Genomic DNA, 17,902 nt, shown 5'->3' with positions numbered 1-17,902 from the left:
ACACATCACATTCCATGAGAAGAGATCGTAAGGTTTTGGGAGTTGTCGCGATGGCACTTCTAGCGGTTGGGTTGATCACCACGCACATCGTGTATGCGCAGGTAACGCTAAATTTCGTCAATGCAGACATCGATCAGGTGGCGAAGGCTATCGGAGCTGCGACCGGCAAAACTATCGTTGTTGACCCCCGTGTGAACGGACAACTGAATCTTGTGTCGGAAAATCCGGTGCCCGAGGACTTGGCTCTCAAGACGCTACAGTCATCGTTGCGTATGCAAGGGTTCTCTCTGGTTCAAGACCATGGTCTTCTGAAGGTGGTGCCCGAAGCCGATGCAAAGCTGCAGGGTGTCCCGACATATGTGGGCAACGTTGCACCTGCACGCGGCGATCAAGTTGTCACGCAGATATTTCATCTAAGAAACGCGTCGGCCAACAACGTTTTGCCTGTTGTGCGCTCGTTGATTTCACCAAACAACACGGTATCCGCCTATCCGTCGAATAACACAATCGTTGTCACCGATTACGCGGATAATGTACAGCGAATTGGACAAATCATCGCAGGCATTGACACACCGGTTCAGCACTCAGCAGTCGTCTTAATGAAAAACGCGAATGCGCTTGATGCGGCACCGCAACTCGCAAAGATGCTTGATCCTGGAGCAATTGGGAACACCGATGCCACGATGAAGGTTTTGGTTACCGCGGACGCACGCACCAATTCGATATTGGTGCGTGCGTCGAACGACGCAAGGCTATTAGAAGCGAAAAAACTGGCACAGCAACTGGATGCGCCGACTGCGCAACTTGGTAATATGCACGTTGTGCCGCTGCGTAACGCTAATGCGGTGAAGCTTGCAGAGACTCTGCGGGGAATGCTCGGCAAAGGCGGTGATACCGGTTCGAGCTCAAGCGAGGGCACAAATACAGGCAATCAGAATGCCGGTTCATCCTCGTCCTTCGGCAGCAATTCAACTGGCACATCAGGGATGCCGCCGTTACCCTCTGGCTCATCTTCATCGCCTCCCTTTGGTAGTTCACAGTCTGGTTCAAGTGGGACAAACAGTGCGGTTGGTCTACTTGGAAACGATAAAGATAAAAGCGATGATAATCAGCAAGGCGGGATGATCCAAGCGGATGCTGCGTCTAATTCATTAATTATCACGGCATCCGAGCCGGTATACCGTAATCTGCGTGCAGTTATCGACGAACTGGACTCCCGTCGCGCGCAGGTCTATATCGAAGCGCTTATTGTCGAACTGAATTCGGATACCAGCGCAAATCTTGGAATCCAGTGGCAGATCGGAAACAACACTGTCGTAGGCGGTACGAATCTATCGACCGGAAGCGGAAACAGCATCGTAAATTTGAGCGGTGCACTTGCGAATGGCGCAACTGGTCTCGCGACTGCAGGGCTATCGCAAGGGCTCAATATAGGTCTAGTACGCAATTTCCTCGGTGTGCAAGGTCTTGGCGCTCTGCTGCAAGCTTTTGCAAATTCCTCCGATGCAAACGTTCTTTCGACACCAAACCTCATCTCGCTTGACAATGAGGAAGCAAAAATTGTCGTCGGTACAAACGTGCCGGTTATAAGGGAATCCTATGCCAGTCTCACAAGTACCAGCGGCAGCAACCCGTCGACCCTTAACACTGTTGATCGGGTCGATGTCGGCTTGACGCTGGATATTAAACCGCAGATCACCGAGGGTGGCATCCTAAAATTACAGCTCGCTACGGAGATTTCCTCGATCGTAGGCGGCACGACCGACGTATCGACCAATCCAAACGGCCCACAATTCACTAAGCGCTCGATTCAATCTACTGTACTTGCAGACGATGGTGAGATTATTGTGTTAGGCGGCTTGATGCAGGACAATTATGCTGTTAGCAACAGCAAGGTACCGCTGCTTGGCGATATCCCGTGGCTCGGCCCGTTGTTCCGCTCCGAAAATAAAACCCGATCCAAAACCAATCTACTTGTATTCCTGCGCCCTGTCATTATCAGAGACCGGGCTACTGCTCTTGCGGTGACACAAAATCGCTACGATCACATTCAAGGTGTGCAGGGTGCATATAGATCGGATAACAATCTCATCAAGGATAAGGACGATCCGGTAGTTCCGCCGAGGCCGACAGGTCCAACTGAAGGGGGGGCAACGCTAAACCTTTTCGATCTTGACAGGATGCGCCGTCAGCAGGCAGCGCCTCAACAAACTCCAGCCCCGACCGGCGTGGAACAACCGTAAAACGAGAGGTCAAAATTGAGTGATATAGATCCTGACGCTGATTCATCGTGCTTTGTTGTAACATTTGAGTTGGATTCAAAGGGAGACAGCCGCGCAACATTGGCGTTTCCTGAGTCCGTTGTACGGATGAATGCGAATAATTTAAGTAAATTAATCGAGACATTAGGGCGCGTACGTCTGAATATGGTGCCGCAGATCGATACTGCGCCCCCCGACCTTAATCAGAAACTGGAGTCCGTTGCCTTTCCGCCGTGGCAGATTAGCCTAGAAACGATGACTGACGGTATCTTGCTCCATTTGCGGCACCCTGGGTTTGGCTGGCAGGGGTTCGTCATTAACGGAGACGACCTAATCGCCATGCGGGACACTATTTCAGACGCGATCGCCGAAATACAGGATCAGCCTGCCCGCCCCGCCAATTAGTCGAGCCTGATCAATTCGGAGAGCCTTGCGTGGCAGAGCTTTGAGGCCGAATTGGTGTTGTGAGATTTGCAGGATCCTGGCACATTAACGTGAGAATCCTGCATTTTTCGACGAGGTGCGAATGGGTCCGAAGACGCCTGTGACGGAGGGAGATTTTTTCCGCCAGCCGCTGCGCGAACAGATCAACCTGAAGCATCCGTTGATACGTTTGGCCGACCTGATCAACTGGGAGCGACTGGGCGCATCAATGAGCGAAAGCTTTGTATCGCGCAAGGGACGACCGGCGACATCGCCGAGGCTGATCGCCGGGTTGCTGTATTTGCAGCACGCGTTCGACCTGTCCGACGAAGAGGTCGTCTGGCAATGGGTAGAGAACCCGTACTGGCAGGTGTTCACCGGCGAGACCTACTTGCAGACCGAACCTCCGATCGACCCATCGAGCCTGACGCGTTGGCGCAAGCGAATGGGCGAAGCCGGCGTTGAAGAGTTGCTGGCCGAAACGATCGAAGCAGCAAAACGCGCTGGCGTGATCAAGGCTTCGAGCGTCAAGCGCGTGATTGTTGATACGACCGTCATGGAGAAGGCGATCGCCCACCCAACCGATTCGCGCCTGCTCGAACGGTGTCGCGAACATCTGGTGAAAGCCGCGGCACGGCACGGTCTGAAACTGAGGCAGAACTACAACCGCGAGGCGCCGCATCTGGCGCTGCAGATTGGCCGCTACGCTCACGCGAAACAGTACAAACGCATGAGGAAAGCGCTGCGCACGCTGCGCTCGCGCGTTGGACGGGTGATGCGCGATGTGGAGCGGCAGGTCAACCAGGTGGCCGACCTAGGCTGCGCTGAATTAACGGAACTGATCGCCCGCACGAGACGCATTCTGGCGCAGAAGCCGAAGGACAAGAACAAGCTTTATGCGCTGCATGCACCGGAAGTCGAGTGCCTGGCCAAGGGCAAGGCGCGCAAGCCGTACGAGTTCGGGGTGAAAGTTTCGATCGCGACGACCCACAAGGAAGGACTGGTGGTTGGCATGCGCTCGATGCCAGGCAATCCGTACGACGGGCACACCCTGGCTGAAGCGCTGGAGCAGGCGGCAATCCTGTGCGACGCCACGCCGGAGGTCGCCATCGTCGACCGTGGCTACAAGGGTGTCGCCGTCGATGGTGTGAAGATCTACCACCCGGGCTTGCGGCGGGGCATTACACGCGGACTACGCGCGATGATCAGACGGCGCAGCGCAATCGAGCCAGCAATCGGTCACATGAAGACAGACGGAAAACTCGATCGCAACTGGCTCAAGGGTGCGCTCGGCGACGCGATGCACGCGGTGATGTGCGGCGCAGGACACAATCTACGGATGATCCTCAGGAAGCTGCGGCTTCTTTGCGCCTTCATTCTGACCGCCTTGTTCAACCACCGACTTGCTCGGCTTCAATCCCCGTAACTACGGTGCTCGGCAAAACGAATTGTTCAGGACGGACTAACTACCACTGTTGTCGTAGGGAAGCTGATCGAGCGGTTTCGAAGGGTCGACCTTGTTGGGATCCGAAACCATCTCTTGCGAAGTCGTGAGCAATACCGTCAACGCCTGCTCGCTAGTCAGATAGGGATAACGCTCCATGACCGGCGCAAGCGCACCGGAGGCGTATGGAGCAGACGCGGATGTGCCGTTGAAGCGGGGGTCATAGCCGCCTCCAGCTTTGGGGGCCATCGCCACGGTCGGCGCCATGAGACACCACCATTTTGCAACACCGCACTGGTTATAAACCTGCCCATTGTTGCGGGAATAACCGGACACGACTAACCAGTCCGTTTCAATTTCCGGACGATAGTATGGCAACGCGGCCAGCACATCCGGATTTCTCTGAGGGTCGTTCGACGCGGAAATAACTTCAATATAGTGATATTTCGTGGCGGCCTCTGCGGCTGCATCTATCCAAGTTTTCGAACCTTCGCGCGCGCGTTTAGCGAATCCCTGTACGCGGTTTTTAACTGGTCAACATTGTCTGTCAGATTCTCTGCCGGAATGGGAGAACTCTGACCCCAACTCTGATTGACGATACGAACACCACTTTTTCCCAAGGAATCATAGGCAGCAGTAAAGTAACCGTAGTCTAGGCGGTTGGAGCCATGTTCACGATTGTCGTCGGTCCCATTGGTGTTCGCGACATAAACATCTGCATTGAACGCGACACCCTGCATTCCTTTGCCGTCTCGTGCGGCACCAATGGCTCCGCTTACCTCGGTTCCATGCGAGTCATTCACATCATCGACATGCGATCCGGGAACATTGAATACGTCACCCTTCTTGACCGGGATCGTCGAATCGTCGGCATAAAACTGGAACCCGTCTTCATAGTATGTACCGATAGTAGACACAGGATGGATCCGAGGTCCTGACAGTTCGGGATGTGTCGTATCGACGCCTGAATCCAGCACCCCGACTTTTATGCCTCTTCCGGTAAACCCCATCGCATACGCGTATTGCGCCTTCATCGCGCCAGCCGACCAGCTCGCCTTGAATTCTTTATCGTTGCCCCAAGATTTGGCGGCTTGCTCCAGGCTGTCCGTTTTGCTACCGTCGGCATTCGTATAGAGTCGTTCCTGACCGAATGCTGGCTTTAGAAACAGAGATCCCAAGAAATACATGAAGCAATGCGATCGACCTTGCCTTATACATCGCTTTAGCCTGTGTGTCGGTATGATCGACGCTTAGAGCCGCCATCGTACCGGCGGAAGGAAGTCGTTCGGGCTGCAAGCAACGATTGCGCGATACGTATCGACAGGGATCAAGCGTGCGGCTGACCATATGCACAAGGTCGATCTGTAACGCGAGCGTGAAACGGCGGAGGTGTCGGCGATGATGAGCATGGCTCAACGAGCGGTTATTGGCAAAAATTGTGCAGTGTCCGGTAGGAGACTCGAGCTGATGGGACGCATGCGAGATGGTTCGCATTCCGAACCAAGGCACTCGCCAGTGTTTCATGCCGCCCACCCCGCTAATAAACGACCCCACGCCGAGAACGCGGGGTATTCCCAGTGGTGCTTCCACGGAGTCTTCGGACCCCATTGAGCTTCGAGCTCGTACATCGTTGGGCTTGTCCCAGCCGGCTCGACCGGAGCCACCTTACTCCCTCAGCGCCACGCAGTCACCCATACCACTCGTCGGTCTGCGTCGCTCAGCCGCTAGTTTTCAGAGCGCTGATCTTTTGCCACTTGCGGCATATCAGTCGTAAGAGTTTGTTGGCAGGGTGGTCGCCCGGCTTTCGAAGCATGACGACCTCCGTTTGCCGAGACCGATGGGCTTTTCACGTTTCGCGTAAAGCCTTGCGCGCCGTTCAACGGTTGGCCAGTGCAAACAGTGTCGTGATCTGCGCGGTGCTCTTCATCAACCCTCGATACGGGGCCTTCGTCTATCCAAACTGCTGCTGGTTCCTCCTTCATCTGGTGCGTCTCCGGGCCCCGTGTATCAGAGCCGTTCTTTGTCGAACTGGGTGCCGAAATCAAGATCGCATCGACCGCCGACCCTGCCTTCAGCATCAAGCCTTGCTCGCTCAGGATCTCATTGACCAGCGTGCGTATCACGCGGCCAAGCCGTGTGTTGCGAGGAGGTGACGGAACCGGAGAATCGCACTCTCGCCAATCAAACGCGTCATACCCTTGTCTAATCCCGAAAACCCCCTGTGCGCACACAAGCAAAGATCGAGACTGCAGGCCCTATGGGATTGCTGCCATCATGGCACCGATCGCCCATCACATAGATATAAAATGTTTTTTTGATGTCCGCGTGATTCTCTAATACCGCCCAGGCAGTATGACTTTCAACTGGTTGCGCGTTTTCGTTTTTGAAAACACGCAACCAGTTGCTGGTAAGAAGCGCTCATGAGGAAGGGGCCGGTTGCGAGTTGTAGCCGAGATCGGCAAGCCGCTTGAGCAGGCGTTGGATGGTTTTGCCAGTGTCGAGCCGGCTGAAGTAGTCGGTACCGAGGCGAGGTCTGCATAGACGACGCCGTTGGAAAGCATGAAAGGCCACCCGATTCGCGGATATCTTGCGCGGCGGCGGGAACTCATTCTCGCGCACCAGCTTTTGAATCGTCGCTTCCGATAGCGATACGAATGTCGCCGCCGCATGCAGGTCGAGATAGACCGGCTTCGCGCTAATGGTTGTCGTCTTCGTTGTCATGTTTCAGACCCTTCCCTTTTGATATCGGGGCCGCCGGGCTCCGAGAAACAGACCACTGCCGCCCCTCAGATTGACGGGCTATACGGCGCCTCGCCATTGATGACGCGCTTCGCCTGCTCTTTAACTCGCAGACAGACTCAAAGCAGAGGAAGGCGCCGTCTGCGGTCAGCATGCGATCCCATACGCCCTCGCTGTCCTGATAGATGATGACGTACTCATCAACGCGAAAGCCATCGGCGACCAGATCGGCGATGACGCGCTCGGCGTCATTGGTTACGGAGCGCGCGCCATCGTTGTGATCGATGATGCAGATAAAGGGCGGTTCGACGCTATACGAGTATTGCGCGCGCGAATGTAGGTACATCAGGTTTCCTCCGGGTCAATCGATAGTCCGTCCTGAACAATTCGTTTTGCCGAGCACCGTAGTTACGGGGATTGAAGCCGAGCAAGTCGGTGGTTGAACAAGGCGGTCAGAATGAAGGCGCAAAGAAGCCGCAGCTTCCTGAGGATCATCCGTAGATTGTGTCCTGCGCCGCACATCACCGCGTGCATCGCGTCGCCGAGCGCACCCTTGAGCCAGTTGCGATCGAGTTTTCCGTCTGTCTTCATGTGACCGATTGCTGGCTCGATTGCGCTGCGCCGTCTGATCATCGCGCGTAGTCCGCGTGTAATGCCCCGCCGCAAGCCCGGGTGGTAGATCTTCACACCATCGACGGCGACACCCTTGTAGCCACGGTCGACGATGGCGACCTCCGGCGTGGCGTCGCACAGGATTGCCGCCTGCTCCAGCGCTTCAGCCAGGGTGTGCCCGTCGTACGGATTGCCTGGCATCGAGCGCATGCCAACCACCAGTCCTTCCTTGTGGGTCGTCGCGATCGAAACTTTCACCCCGAACTCGTACGGCTTGCGCGCCTTGCCCTTGGCCAGGCACTCGACTTCCGGTGCATGCAGCGCATAAAGCTTGTTCTTGTCCTTCGGCTTCTGCGCCAGAATGCGTCTCGTGCGGGCGATCAGTTCCGTTAATTCAGCGCAGCCTAGGTCGGCCACCTGGTTGACCTGCCGCTCCACATCGCGCATCACCCGTCCAACGCGCGAGCGCAGCGTGCGCAGCGCTTTCCTCATGCGTTTGTACTGTTTCGCGTGAGCGTAGCGGCCAATCTGCAGCGCCAGATGCGGCGCCTCGCGGTTGTAGTTCTGCCTCAGTTTCAGACCGTGCCGTGCCGCGGCTTTCACCAGATGTTCGCGACACCGTTCGAGCAGGCGCGAATCGGTTGGGTGGGCGATCGCCTTCTCCATGACGGTCGTATCAACAATCACGCGCTTGACGCTCGAAGCCTTGATCACGCCAGCGCGTTTTGCTGCTTCGATCGTTTCGGCCAGCAACTCTTCAACGCCGGCTTCGCCCATTCGCTTGCGCCAACGCGTCAGGCTCGATGGGTCGATCGGAGGTTCGGTCTGCAAGTAGGTCTCGCCGGTGAACACCTGCCAGTACGGGTTCTCTACCCATTGCCAGACGACCTCTTCGTCGGACAGGTCGAACGCGTGCTGCAAATACAGCAACCCGGCGATCAGCCTCGGCGATGTCGCCGGTCGTCCCTTGCGCGATACAAAGCTTTCGCTCATTGATGCGCCCAGTCGCTCCCAGTTGATCAGGTCGGCCAAACGTATCAACGGATGCTTCAGGTTGATCTGTTCGCGCAGCGGCTGGCGGAAAAAATCTCCCTCCGTCACAGGCGTCTTCGGACCCATTCGCACCTCGTCGAAAAATGCAGGATTCTCACGTTAATGTGCCAGGATCCTGCAAATCTCACAACACCAATTCGGCCTCAAAGCTCTGCCACGCAAGGCTCTCCGAATTGATCAGGCTCGACTCGATAGCGCGAGACGCAACTGCCAGCGCTCGCGCGCCTTCATCGCCGCTGCGGGCGGCGAACATTCCTCGTCCTGCATGTACGTCGATATCGCGCTCGCCAGATACTCGTGCCCGGCCAGCCGTTGCCGAAGCGAAACGAAAAGTGAAGGATCCTGTGCAACGTGCTGCGGATGTCACGCAAGCCAAAAGAAGCTCACGAGAACTGGTATCTGGTCGACGCTAATATTTTCAAGACGTCGCTGCAGTACTGGCGAGGGCATGTCAACCGGCTCGGAGACTATCTGCCGGATCTGCAATGCCCCGTTCCACTGCTCGATCCGACCATCGATTTCGCAGTCAAATCAGCAGCTTAGGCCGAGATGTGGCGGATTTTTAGCGAATCCCGGCCGGACCTCAAATGCCCGCTGCGCAGCCACGACATGAAATCGGCGTAAATTTGCTTCGACGCGGACGCGGCCTCGTCCGCCGCAGGAAGGCCGTGCGATTGCCGGACCGACCGGAACGCGTTGAACCAGCCGTAAAGGCTGTCGGCGAACAGCGCGGACAGGTGTGTGGCCAGCCCAGCGCTCACGTCGTCTCGAACCGGCGCGGCCCAAAGCGAGCTATCCAGATCGCGGGCGATACGATCCCATATGGCACGGCCCAGCGGACGAAAGAGATCAGCAAACGGGACATTGCCGTCGTCGCGGCCCTCCGATGCCGCGTCGCCCGTACAAACGAGCGCAATCCACGCGGGCAAGCGATCCGCCCAGTCAGGCAGCGCGGCGCGACCGGCCTGCCTCGCAGGGCCGAGGCGCAGCACCGCCTGGTGCTCGCACAGCCCGAGCCGTTCGAGATAGGTGTCGAAATGGTACGCGTGATCCTTCGCGGCCAACCGGCGCCAGGACGCGAAAGCGGCAGCCTCCTTGTCGCCCCCGACGCCACCGGCGTCGGGGGGGCAGGTCAGGCGCTCGCCTAGCCACGCGCTGCGAGCGACCCAATCGCGCAACGTCGATTCCGCGAGTGGAGGAAGAAGCGTGACGACTTGCGCGTCCATCGCGAACCTCTCCGTCAGCCCCGACACCCGCCGCAGGTGTTCTGGCAACTTTCGGTGCTGGTCTGCGTCGTGCGGCCGAATCGCATTTTCGAAGGCGTGCCGGAGGCAGCGGCGCCGATTGCTTGCAGGTCGCAGTTCTCCAGATCCTCGTCCAACGCCAGCGACGGGTCATTCACGGCCGGTGCGGTGTCCGTCGCTTCGACGAGCATCGCTTCCAGCATTTCCGGATCGATCGCGTGCACTTCCGTCTCGGCGCCGTTCGGCCGTGCACCTCGCAATGATGAATTGCTGCTTGACGTATGGTCATTCATATCAACTCCTTCAAACAATATCCAACAGGTTTATGACGTTCACGCCCATATCGGCGATACGGACACTTATTTCCCTGCGGTTTCGATTTCTTGAACAATGAAATCGACCAATATCGTTAAGTTATTCCTGTTTCCAGAAAACCTCTCATGAAAGGACAAGCCGATCCGTACTGCACGAAAATTTGTATTCAATGCCTTGTCGTTCGAAGCAAGATCGCCATGTCCATCGACATAGTCGGCCAGTCTGTTCAAAGCGCCCAGAGGAATTCCCGTTCTGGTTACGGTCGAGATAACGCACTGAGTGGGTCGGAAAAACCTGCCCGCGCTGCTTCGCACGCTTCGCCGCTGAACAGCAAGCGATAGTCATCAATGGAGTTGATCGCCACCGTCGTTGAGATAGTTTCACCGGGTCTTGAGTCGGGCAACATCATCCCCCGGCAATTTATGCTCGATCTCGAGAGTTCATTTCGGATCCAATTGTGGGCATATAAATAAAATTGTCCATCGCAGAACACGTCGAAAGCGTCCCGAGCAAACCAACTAGGCAATCGGCCTAGCGAATGTTGTTAAAGGAACACGCATATGGAGTCATGGTGTCATGCCTTGCACCTATCCCGTCTCAATGGATCACCACTTGTACGAACGGGTTACTGCGGAAGCGCGGCGGCACGGGTATCCGTAAGACGGGCATGTCCTTTTTTTACTGAGCAGGTCACAAGTTTATCAAAAGCGGGTTTCATGCCAACTCACTCGTTTCCGCCCACATTCGCGACCGTCGGTCAGCCAACGCAATTTTTACGTGGAGGCCTACATTTCAAACCCGACAAACCCGCCGTTTATTGTCTTAGTTGCGACGAGGCCAATTTCGGCGCTGTCACGTTAAATTGTTCGCGGCGCAATAGCGGAGAGGACTCAGATCTGTTCAGAAAACGGAACCCGGCACCTCAATGAAAAGATGCCAAGCGGCGAAGCGTGCGGCGAGCTGATTGCGATAGAGTGAGGTGAGCAGTTCTTCGACGCCGGCTTCGCCCGATCGCTTGCGCCGCCGCGTGAGTACTTCGGTCCCGCTTGTGAACATATAATGTCGAGAACCTAACACCTAGGACAATCACCCTCAAAGACTAATGTGTTGTGTCGGCCATTTCTCCTGTTCTCGGGTCAGCTGGCACGTAAGCTGCTCTGGCTAGGCGAACGTACAAACGTTCGACCAACCGGAAACGCAGTACCTTACTCATTTACTTCGTAGAACTTTCACACCTTGATTGAGCAAATCGTTCAGATTTGCCGCCAACGGCAGGATAAGTTATCCATCAACTCTTGAAATAAGTGAATGCACTCATGTCTTCATACACCATATCCGTGCTCAATGACAGCGGCGCTCCCGCGAATGTCGCTATCTACCAGACGTATCCTAATTTAAAAGCAGGATTGCCACTAGTGTGGCTTCTGCAATCGGTCAACAATGGCAATACCAATAGCTACAATTGGACAGTCGACTGGGCGCTCAACTGGGGCACCTCCGAGCAACCGCTTGTACCGGGCGTCCAGTGGAGTTCTGGCGGCCCGATCCAAAGGATGGATCCAACCACTGCTGGCGGCAACAACGAGATGGGCGTGACTTATGCTAATGAGCAGTTTAAGACTCATCCTGTGGCATTCAACGACCCGCAGGTGCCCAACGGTAGCATGCTGGTCACGACAGACGCGTCGTTTACAGTTTCACAGTCACAAGCAATGAGCCTTGCCGTGTACATGAATTCTCTGCCAACGTTTGCAATGCAAGGCAAACCAAATGGCAAATTTTTGTTTGACACCCACCCGATTTACTGGATCTGCACAACTGAGGCCAAGCAAGGCGTTGCTGTCTCTGGCAGCTTTGTCAGCAGTCCGAAACAATTCGAATTTGCGGGAGGCGTGACTTCGTTGAAATTCAAGCTGACTGATACGTTACAATTCGTCCCGGTATAGCCGGAGCCTGGCAGCCTGCTTTTCGGTGGCTCGGTAAAACCAGTCTGTTTTCAAACAGACTGGTTTTTATTAAGCTCGGCGACAATAAATTGCCAATACGCGCCATCACCGTCAATGCCAAATCAATAAGCGCATATAATATTCATCTATATCAATTCCCTTGACGCATTCATTTTCTCCCGAGAAGAAGAAGGATCGACATTTTATCATGACCTATTCCGTGACCGTCACCAATAGCAGTGGCGCACCGCAGAACGTTGCGATATTTCTGGCGGACACTTTCGGCAAATGTTGCTTTTCACTGGTCTGGCTACGAAGCAGGATCAATGACAAAGGCAACCACCAATTCAAATGGGACGATACTGCTTACGGACTTGGTTGGGGAAATGCCACAAAATCAATTGATGTAGGTGCGCAATTCCAGTACGGGCAAATGACGTCAGCCTTCCCATTCACCGCAAAGGGCGAAAACTCGCTTCCAATTGGATATCAAAACGGCAGCTTCTATTCTGGACGGCCATATTTTGATAACCACCTTATGGGTAAACTTCGAATTAATACAGATAGAAGTTTCACGGTAAGCGATGCGTTGACCATGGGTGTTGCGCTATACATTGACTCTAATCCCGCGCTAGTTGCGCAAGGCGCCCCGAATACACAGTACATTTTCAATATTGTTCGGTTTTCCTACTATTTAATAGTCACCGACTGCGCACTGGGAACCGTCCTGCCACAGTCAGATGGGCAAGGCAGAATGAGCGCGCCGACGTTGGAATTAGACAGCATGACCCCCGCGACGAGGGTCGATTTCGGCCCCGGGGCGACAAGCCTGAAATATGATCTGAACGGGACTCTCGATTTTCAAAAAACATAATGTGCTCATAGCCCATCTTGGCGGCGACGCAAGCCGGTCGCGTAAAACGTATTACAGTAAATGTCTCACCTTTGCGCCAGTAATTCTGTCAACCTGCGATGCAGTTGCCTGCGTGGGCGCAGCGAGCCTTGTTGGACAACGCTTTGCCCAGATGGCGCGGATCATCTGGGCAGTCCTTGCACACAGGCGGGTTTTGTCGCGGTAAGGCCGACCGGACGACAGAGTCCGGTATGGTGAGGAACGCTTATGCGGCAGTGAATAGAACTGCTGTGCGGGAGTTTGATCGGTCCCGCCGTCATCCATCTGCCCCTTGACGATCATGTGCATTGTTTCAATACCACCCAACAGGATGCGGGCGCCGGCCGCCCCGGCCCAATCTCGCTGGCCGCGCTCTGCTCAAGCTGGCCGGGCCCCTGTTGAAGCAGGCACAAGATGTCAGCAGCAAGCTTAGGGACACGTCGCGAGGCGAAACCCTGCCGGTTCGACTTGGATGCGTTGACTCGTTCGCTGCCACCGTCGGTCCGGAGCTGATTCGCGCCATGTCCGGATCAACCCGTCAAATTGAAATGTGGTCTGGGCTTACACCAGCGTAAGCGGCTCGTGCCGGCCGTTATAGACGGTGGCTGAGGTCGACATCAAAGTGATGTCCATCATTTCCGATCTGATGGGCACCACTTTGACACAGTCTGCAGAGAAGAAGCCAGGTACACGAACGGGGCGCCCGAATTACCCCCGGGAGCTTCGTGAGCGACTGGCAGCGGCAGCTTGCGAGCCTGGCGTATCAGTCTCAAAGCTGGCCCGGGAGAATGGCATCAACGCGAACATGCTGTTCACCTGGCGGCGGCGATATCTGGACGATCAGCAAGCTCGATCTGCCGGGCTCATTCCGGTCGTATTGCTCAGCGACACGCCAACAGAGGTCATTGCATCAGCTCCGGTAGAAGCGCAAGCGCTGGGCGCGAAGCCTGTCTCACCGGTCGGCACGATCGAGATCCGGATCGGTCGTGCGGTGGTTAAAGTGGACGGCCTGGTTGATGCCGATATGTTGCGGATCGTGCTGGGCAGTCTGCGCTCATGATCTCCCTACCGGCAGGCACGCGCATCTGGATCGCTGCTGGCGTCACCGATATGCGATGCGGGTTCCAGGGGTTGGCAGCGAAGGTGCAAACAGCGCTTGAGGAGAATCCTCTGGGCGGCAACGTCTACATCTTCCGGGGCCGTCGCGGCGATCTGATAAAAATTCTCTGGGCCACGGAGGACGGAATCTGGCTTCTCGCGAAGCGGCTTGAACGAGGCCGTTTTATATGGCCCCAGGCCGACGGTGGCAAGGTGCATCTGAGCTCTGCACAGCTGTCGATGCTGCTTGAGGGCATCGACTGGCGACAGCCCCGTCGCACCGCCGCATTATCGATGTTGTAAACCGCGCGGCAGACTCGTAAACTACGGCGCATGTCGAGCGGCGCCGATCTTCCTGACGATGTCGAACTCCTGAAGGCCTTGCTGGTCGAGGCTCGTAGTCTGCTTGCCGAACGCGATGTCGAGATTGAGCAGCTCAAGGCCCAGATCGACAAGCTCAGGCGCATGCAGTTCGGTCGCAAGTCCGAGCAGCTGCAGCGGCAAATCGAGACGCTCGAGACTCAACTCGAGGATCTGGCCGCCGGGCGCGGCGTTGCGGATGTGCAGCGTGCGCAGGCTCGCGGTGCAAATGCGTCCGCCTCGATTGCGAGGACGGACGAAGCATCTTCGAGGCAAGCGCTTCCCGCGCATCTGCCGCGCGAGGATCATGTACTCGGGCCCGAATCGAGTTGCCCGGACTGCGGTCAACCAATGCAGGTGCTCGGCGAGGACGTGTCCGAACAACTCGCCCGGGTCGCAGCTGCGTTCAAGGTCATTCGCACGATCCGGCGCAAACTGGTTTGCCCCTCCTGCAGTACTATCACCCAGCCACCGATGCCCGGCCTGCCGATCGAGCGCAGCATCGCCCATCCGAGCTTGCTGGCAGACATCCTCGTCTCGAAGTATGCAGACCACCAGCCGTTGTACCGGCAATCGGCGATCGCGGCGCGCGACGGCGTGACGCTTGACCGGGCCAGCATGGGCCGATGGGTCGGCCAGTGCGAGGCACTGTGCGCACCGCTAACAGAGGCGCTGCGCCGCTATACCGTGTCCGCCACCAAGCTGCACGCGGATGACACGCCGATCCCGGTGCTCTCACCGGGCAACAGGAAGACCCGCACCGGCCGGCTATGGGTCTACGTGCGCGACGATCATCGCTCCGGCTCGGCGCAACCTGCTTCAGTCTGGTTCGCGTACTCGCCGAACCGGCAAGGCATCCATCCTCAAACCCATCTCGCCAGCTTCAAAGGGATTCTGCAAGCGGACGCTTACGCGGGCTTCGACGAATTGTTCCGCGATGGCTTGATACGCGAGGCGGCATGCCATGCCCACGCGAGGAGAAAGTTCTACGACATCCATGTGCGCACGCCATCTGACACAACACAAAAGGCACTCGAATATATTGGCGGGCTCTATGACATTGAGGCCTCCATTCGCGGCAAGCCCGCCGCCGAACGGCTGCGAATACGGCAGGAGAATGCCAGACCTCTGCTTCAGATCTACGAAGCGTGGCTCAGGGCAAAGCTCGAAACGCTGTCGTCGAAGTCCGATACGGCCAAGGCGATCAACTATACGCTGAACCAGTGGAGCGCACTGACGTTGTATTGCGAAGACGGTACGCTCGAGATCGACAACAACATCGCGGAGAACGCGCTGCGTTGTGTAAGCCTGGGTCGGAAAAATTTTTTATTCGCCGGCTCAGACAGCGGCGGCGAACGCGCAGCCGCGATGTACGCATTGATTGGCACTTGCACACTGAATGACATCGATCCGCGTGCCTACCTCGACTATGTGCTAACCCATATCGCCGGTCACAAAATCAATCGCATCGACGAGCTCCTGCCTTGGCGTGTGGCCGACAAGCTGCACACGCCAGCCAGTTCGCCAAAGCCCTCTACCTGACCGGCAGCTCCAGTTCACCATCATGCTTTACGCGCACCGCGAATGGACGAACGGCCCAGCTGAGCCGCTTACACACCAGCCCTTTCAGCGCAAATTCATCAGCGCGAGGTGGACGTCGTGGTTTGCACTCAGACCACAATTACCGACACACGACTGGTCGAAGTTCCGCTTTTATCAGAGGCTTTTCTCGCAGTCGCTTCTCGCCGCTGGTTCGAGAGGCATAAGGGAGCAAATCCCGAATGGGGAAGCCTGGCTGCCGAACTGCCGCTGATTCGATACACGGCGCGTTCAGTAATTGGGCAGCAGATTGAGCGGTTAGCTCGACATCTGAACATCGGCAGCGCTCGTCATTACGAATTCGATGCGACGGACCCGCTGCTGAGCCTTGTCAGCGCAAACCTCGGTTTTGCCATTTCCACACCGCTCTGCCTTTGGCAAGCGCGCCACTATCTTGACACTTTAGTCGTATTTCCTCTTTCCAGGAGCCATCTGAGTCGGCGGGATTTTTTCATTTTGCACAGGCGTGCCGAGTGGGACGAACTCGTGGACCAGATCTCGGCCCTTACCGGAAACGTCCTCGACGAGCTGATCCGTCCTGCGCTCAAAAAACTGTTACCGCAGATGCCTGCGACCGCGCTACAACAGTCAAACATAACGAGGACTCATCGTGACAAAAGTATATGATTTGACGCGAGGGAACGCCCTGCTACTTATTTCGATTCCCCATCTCGGGACAAACATCCCAGACGACCTACGAGAGAAATACACCGACGCCGCGCTAAGGCTTGCCGACACTGGCTGGCATCTCGACAAACTCTACGAGTTCGCGCATAAGCTCGGGGCGACGGTCACGAGTGCGCACTTGTCCCGCTATGTCATCGATTTGAACAGACCATCTTCCGACGAGAGTCTTTATCCCGGGCAACAGACCACCGGCTTATGTCCGGAGCAGACGTTCCGTGGCGAGACTGTCTATCGCGATAGGCAGACTCCGACGGCAGATGAAAAGAATTTGCGAGTAAAGTCATACTGGCAACCGTACCATGATCGCCTTGTAGAAGAACTGCGTCGACTTCGCGAGGAACATCCGCATGTACTTCTGTGGGAAGCGCATTCGATTGCGAGCGTTCTACCGCGGCTGTTCCAGGGCAAACTCCCAGATCTGAACATCGGAACGCAGGACTGCCGCACTGCGGCCGATTCGGTACTTCAAGCTGCAATCAATGCAGCAGCGGAAAGCGGGTATTCCTGGATTAGCAACGGCCGATTCAAGGGCGGGTTTATCACCCGTCATTACGGAGTGCCGTCATCCGGTATCCATGCCATCCAGCTTGAGATGTGTCAGAGTACTTACATGGACGAAAATCTTCCGTTTCACCTAATCCCGGATCGTGCGCGGCTGGTTATACCAACATTGGAAACAATGGTCGGTAGGTCAATGGATGCAGTCAGTGCATTGTGAGATCGTCCCGTTGCGATATTCAAAAAGTGTCCGGCCCCTGCAATGTCAAATCGATGCGGGCAAGCAGCGAAGGCCCAAGTACCGGAACTCGCCGTCGTAAAGGACCTGTTCGCAAAGACGTCGGCTCAGGTGAACAATCGCGCTAAAAATAGTCACCCGCTCACGCGCCACGATGCAGGTTTTCCGCGAGCCACGTCGCAGGCAGGCAGCGTGCCATGGAATCCCGGCCAGGCCTCTATTTACGCACGCTGCTGCTTCATGGCGCCCGTTCAGTGATCTCGGCCTCGAAGCATCTGCCGGAGCGTCTGCGTACCCTCCTGACGCGACGACCAACCAACGTCGTTGCCGTTGCGCTCGCCAACAAGCTGGCGCGAACGATCTGGGCGCTGCTGGCGTACGGCCGAACGTATCAGGTGGCACCGGCGCAGTAATCACGCATCGAAGCCCTTTAACCCATCCACTGTTGCATAGGTGAATTGAACGATGGCAAGACAGGTTGGACCACGCAAAG

General features: G+C 56.3%; 18 protein-coding genes and 5 pseudogenes. 13 read left to right on the top strand and 10 right to left on the bottom strand.

Annotated features, from left to right (window positions below):
- Window positions 1-14: 14 nt before the first annotated feature.
- The 3 genes from gspD (at window position 15) to QFZ91_RS24795 (ending at window position 4,110) form a co-directional block, all read left to right on the top strand.
- On the top strand, window positions 15-2,243 hold the full coding sequence (gspD, locus tag QFZ91_RS24805) for a type II secretion system secretin GspD (protein WP_429568789.1): 2,229 nt from the start codon (window positions 15-17) through the stop codon (window positions 2,241-2,243).
- Between the two features lie 15 nt (window positions 2,244-2,258).
- The gene (locus QFZ91_RS24800) at window positions 2,259-2,666 is read left to right on the top strand and encodes a hypothetical protein (protein ID WP_176112392.1); all 408 of its coding nucleotides are present in this window, start codon (window positions 2,259-2,261) and stop codon (window positions 2,664-2,666) included.
- A 121-nt stretch (window positions 2,667-2,787) separates the two neighbouring features.
- A complete protein-coding gene (locus QFZ91_RS24795; protein ID WP_429522490.1) occupies window positions 2,788-4,110 on the top strand; it encodes an IS5 family transposase in 1,323 nt (440 codons plus the stop codon).
- Between the two features lie 36 nt (window positions 4,111-4,146).
- On the opposite strand, the gene QFZ91_RS24790 is transcribed toward QFZ91_RS24795, so the two are convergent.
- The 7 genes and pseudogenes from QFZ91_RS24790 to QFZ91_RS24760 all read right to left on the bottom strand — a co-directional run bounded on the left by QFZ91_RS24790 (window position 4,147) and on the right by QFZ91_RS24760 (window position 8,785).
- Window positions 4,147-4,602, bottom strand: coding sequence for a S8 family serine peptidase (locus QFZ91_RS24790; RefSeq protein ID WP_429569132.1), 456 nt, complete (start codon window positions 4,600-4,602; stop codon window positions 4,147-4,149).
- Window positions 4,599-5,315 (bottom strand): S8 family serine peptidase, encoded by a 717-nt coding sequence (locus QFZ91_RS24785; RefSeq protein WP_429568788.1) that lies wholly within the window; start codon window positions 5,313-5,315, stop codon window positions 4,599-4,601. The genes QFZ91_RS24790 and QFZ91_RS24785 overlap by 4 nt, the downstream gene beginning before the upstream one ends.
- 786 nt (window positions 5,316-6,101) lie before the next feature.
- A pseudogene (locus tag QFZ91_RS24780) lies at window positions 6,102-6,352 on the bottom strand (IS5/IS1182 family transposase); the annotation flags it as partial.
- A 194-nt stretch (window positions 6,353-6,546) separates the two neighbouring features.
- Window positions 6,547-6,849: a helix-turn-helix transcriptional regulator gene (locus tag QFZ91_RS24775; protein ID WP_255209103.1), complete on the bottom strand. Its 303-nt coding sequence runs from the start codon at window positions 6,847-6,849 to the stop codon at window positions 6,547-6,549.
- On the bottom strand, window positions 6,824-7,213 hold the full coding sequence (locus tag QFZ91_RS24770; protein WP_176112654.1) for a hypothetical protein: 390 nt from the start codon (window positions 7,211-7,213) through the stop codon (window positions 6,824-6,826). The genes QFZ91_RS24775 and QFZ91_RS24770 overlap by 26 nt, the downstream gene beginning before the upstream one ends.
- 62 nt (window positions 7,214-7,275) lie before the next feature.
- On the bottom strand, window positions 7,276-8,598 hold the full coding sequence (locus QFZ91_RS24765; RefSeq protein ID WP_429522490.1) for an IS5 family transposase: 1,323 nt from the start codon (window positions 8,596-8,598) through the stop codon (window positions 7,276-7,278).
- Between the two features lie 58 nt (window positions 8,599-8,656).
- Window positions 8,657-8,785, bottom strand: a complete 129-nt coding sequence (locus QFZ91_RS24760; RefSeq protein WP_429568787.1) for a hypothetical protein — start codon at window positions 8,783-8,785, stop codon at window positions 8,657-8,659.
- A gap of 107 nt (window positions 8,786-8,892) precedes the next feature.
- Here QFZ91_RS24760 and QFZ91_RS24755 point away from each other — a divergent pair, with 107 nt between their 5' ends.
- Window positions 8,893-9,075, top strand: coding sequence for a hypothetical protein (locus tag QFZ91_RS24755; protein ID WP_176369601.1), 183 nt, complete (start codon window positions 8,893-8,895; stop codon window positions 9,073-9,075).
- Here QFZ91_RS24755 and QFZ91_RS24750 read toward each other — a convergent pair.
- Window positions 9,072-9,758 (bottom strand): hypothetical protein, encoded by a 687-nt coding sequence (locus QFZ91_RS24750; RefSeq protein ID WP_429568786.1) that lies wholly within the window; start codon window positions 9,756-9,758, stop codon window positions 9,072-9,074. The two genes, QFZ91_RS24755 and QFZ91_RS24750, sit on opposite strands and share 4 nt — an antisense overlap.
- A gap of 14 nt (window positions 9,759-9,772) precedes the next feature.
- Window positions 9,773-10,000 carry a hypothetical protein gene (locus QFZ91_RS24745; protein ID WP_429568785.1) on the bottom strand — a complete coding sequence of 76 codons (228 nt, stop codon included), beginning with the start codon at window positions 9,998-10,000 and terminating at the stop codon, window positions 9,773-9,775.
- Between the two features lie 1,407 nt (window positions 10,001-11,407).
- Between QFZ91_RS24745 and QFZ91_RS24740 the strand changes: the two genes are divergently transcribed.
- Both QFZ91_RS24740 and QFZ91_RS24735 read left to right on the top strand, forming a co-directional pair.
- On the top strand, window positions 11,408-12,037 hold the full coding sequence (locus tag QFZ91_RS24740) for a hypothetical protein (RefSeq protein ID WP_429568784.1): 630 nt from the start codon (window positions 11,408-11,410) through the stop codon (window positions 12,035-12,037).
- A gap of 208 nt (window positions 12,038-12,245) precedes the next feature.
- Window positions 12,246-12,911, top strand: a complete 666-nt coding sequence (locus QFZ91_RS24735; protein WP_429568783.1) for a hypothetical protein — start codon at window positions 12,246-12,248, stop codon at window positions 12,909-12,911.
- Window positions 12,912-13,163: 252 nt separating this feature from the next.
- Here QFZ91_RS24735 and QFZ91_RS24730 read toward each other — a convergent pair.
- Window positions 13,164-13,268, bottom strand: a pseudogene (locus tag QFZ91_RS24730) (IS6 family transposase); the annotation flags it as partial.
- Between the two features lie 262 nt (window positions 13,269-13,530).
- Between QFZ91_RS24730 and tnpA the strand changes: the two are divergent.
- The 7 genes and pseudogenes from tnpA to QFZ91_RS24695 all read left to right on the top strand — a co-directional run.
- On the top strand, window positions 13,531-13,989 hold the full coding sequence (gene tnpA / locus QFZ91_RS24725; RefSeq protein ID WP_429568718.1) for an IS66-like element accessory protein TnpA: 459 nt from the start codon (window positions 13,531-13,533) through the stop codon (window positions 13,987-13,989).
- Entirely contained in the window at window positions 13,986-14,330 is a 345-nt protein-coding gene (gene tnpB / locus QFZ91_RS24720) for an IS66 family insertion sequence element accessory protein TnpB (protein WP_429568717.1), read from the top strand. The genes tnpA and tnpB overlap by 4 nt, the downstream gene beginning before the upstream one ends.
- Window positions 14,331-14,360: 30 nt before the next feature.
- Window positions 14,361-15,929: an IS66 family transposase gene (gene tnpC, locus QFZ91_RS24715; RefSeq protein WP_429568745.1), complete on the top strand. Its 1,569-nt coding sequence runs from the start codon at window positions 14,361-14,363 to the stop codon at window positions 15,927-15,929.
- A gap of 84 nt (window positions 15,930-16,013) precedes the next feature.
- Window positions 16,014-16,613: pseudogene (locus tag QFZ91_RS24710) on the top strand (LysR family transcriptional regulator substrate-binding protein); the annotation flags it as partial.
- Window positions 16,597-17,391, top strand: coding sequence for an N-formylglutamate deformylase (hutG, locus tag QFZ91_RS24705; protein WP_429568782.1), 795 nt, complete (start codon window positions 16,597-16,599; stop codon window positions 17,389-17,391). The pseudogene QFZ91_RS24710 and the gene hutG, both read left to right, overlap by 17 nt.
- Window positions 17,392-17,454: 63 nt before the next feature.
- Window positions 17,455-17,559, top strand: a pseudogene (locus tag QFZ91_RS24700) (IS6 family transposase); the annotation flags it as partial.
- Between the two features lie 47 nt (window positions 17,560-17,606).
- Window positions 17,607-17,822: pseudogene (locus tag QFZ91_RS24695) on the top strand (IS110 family transposase); the annotation flags it as partial.
- Between the last annotated feature and the right edge of the window lie 80 nt (window positions 17,823-17,902).

Source organism: Paraburkholderia sp. JPY419 (genome assembly GCF_050435705.1).
Taxonomy (GTDB): Bacteria; Pseudomonadota; Gammaproteobacteria; order Burkholderiales; family Burkholderiaceae; genus Paraburkholderia; species Paraburkholderia youngii.
This window is presented reverse-complemented; position numbering and strand designations above follow the sequence as displayed.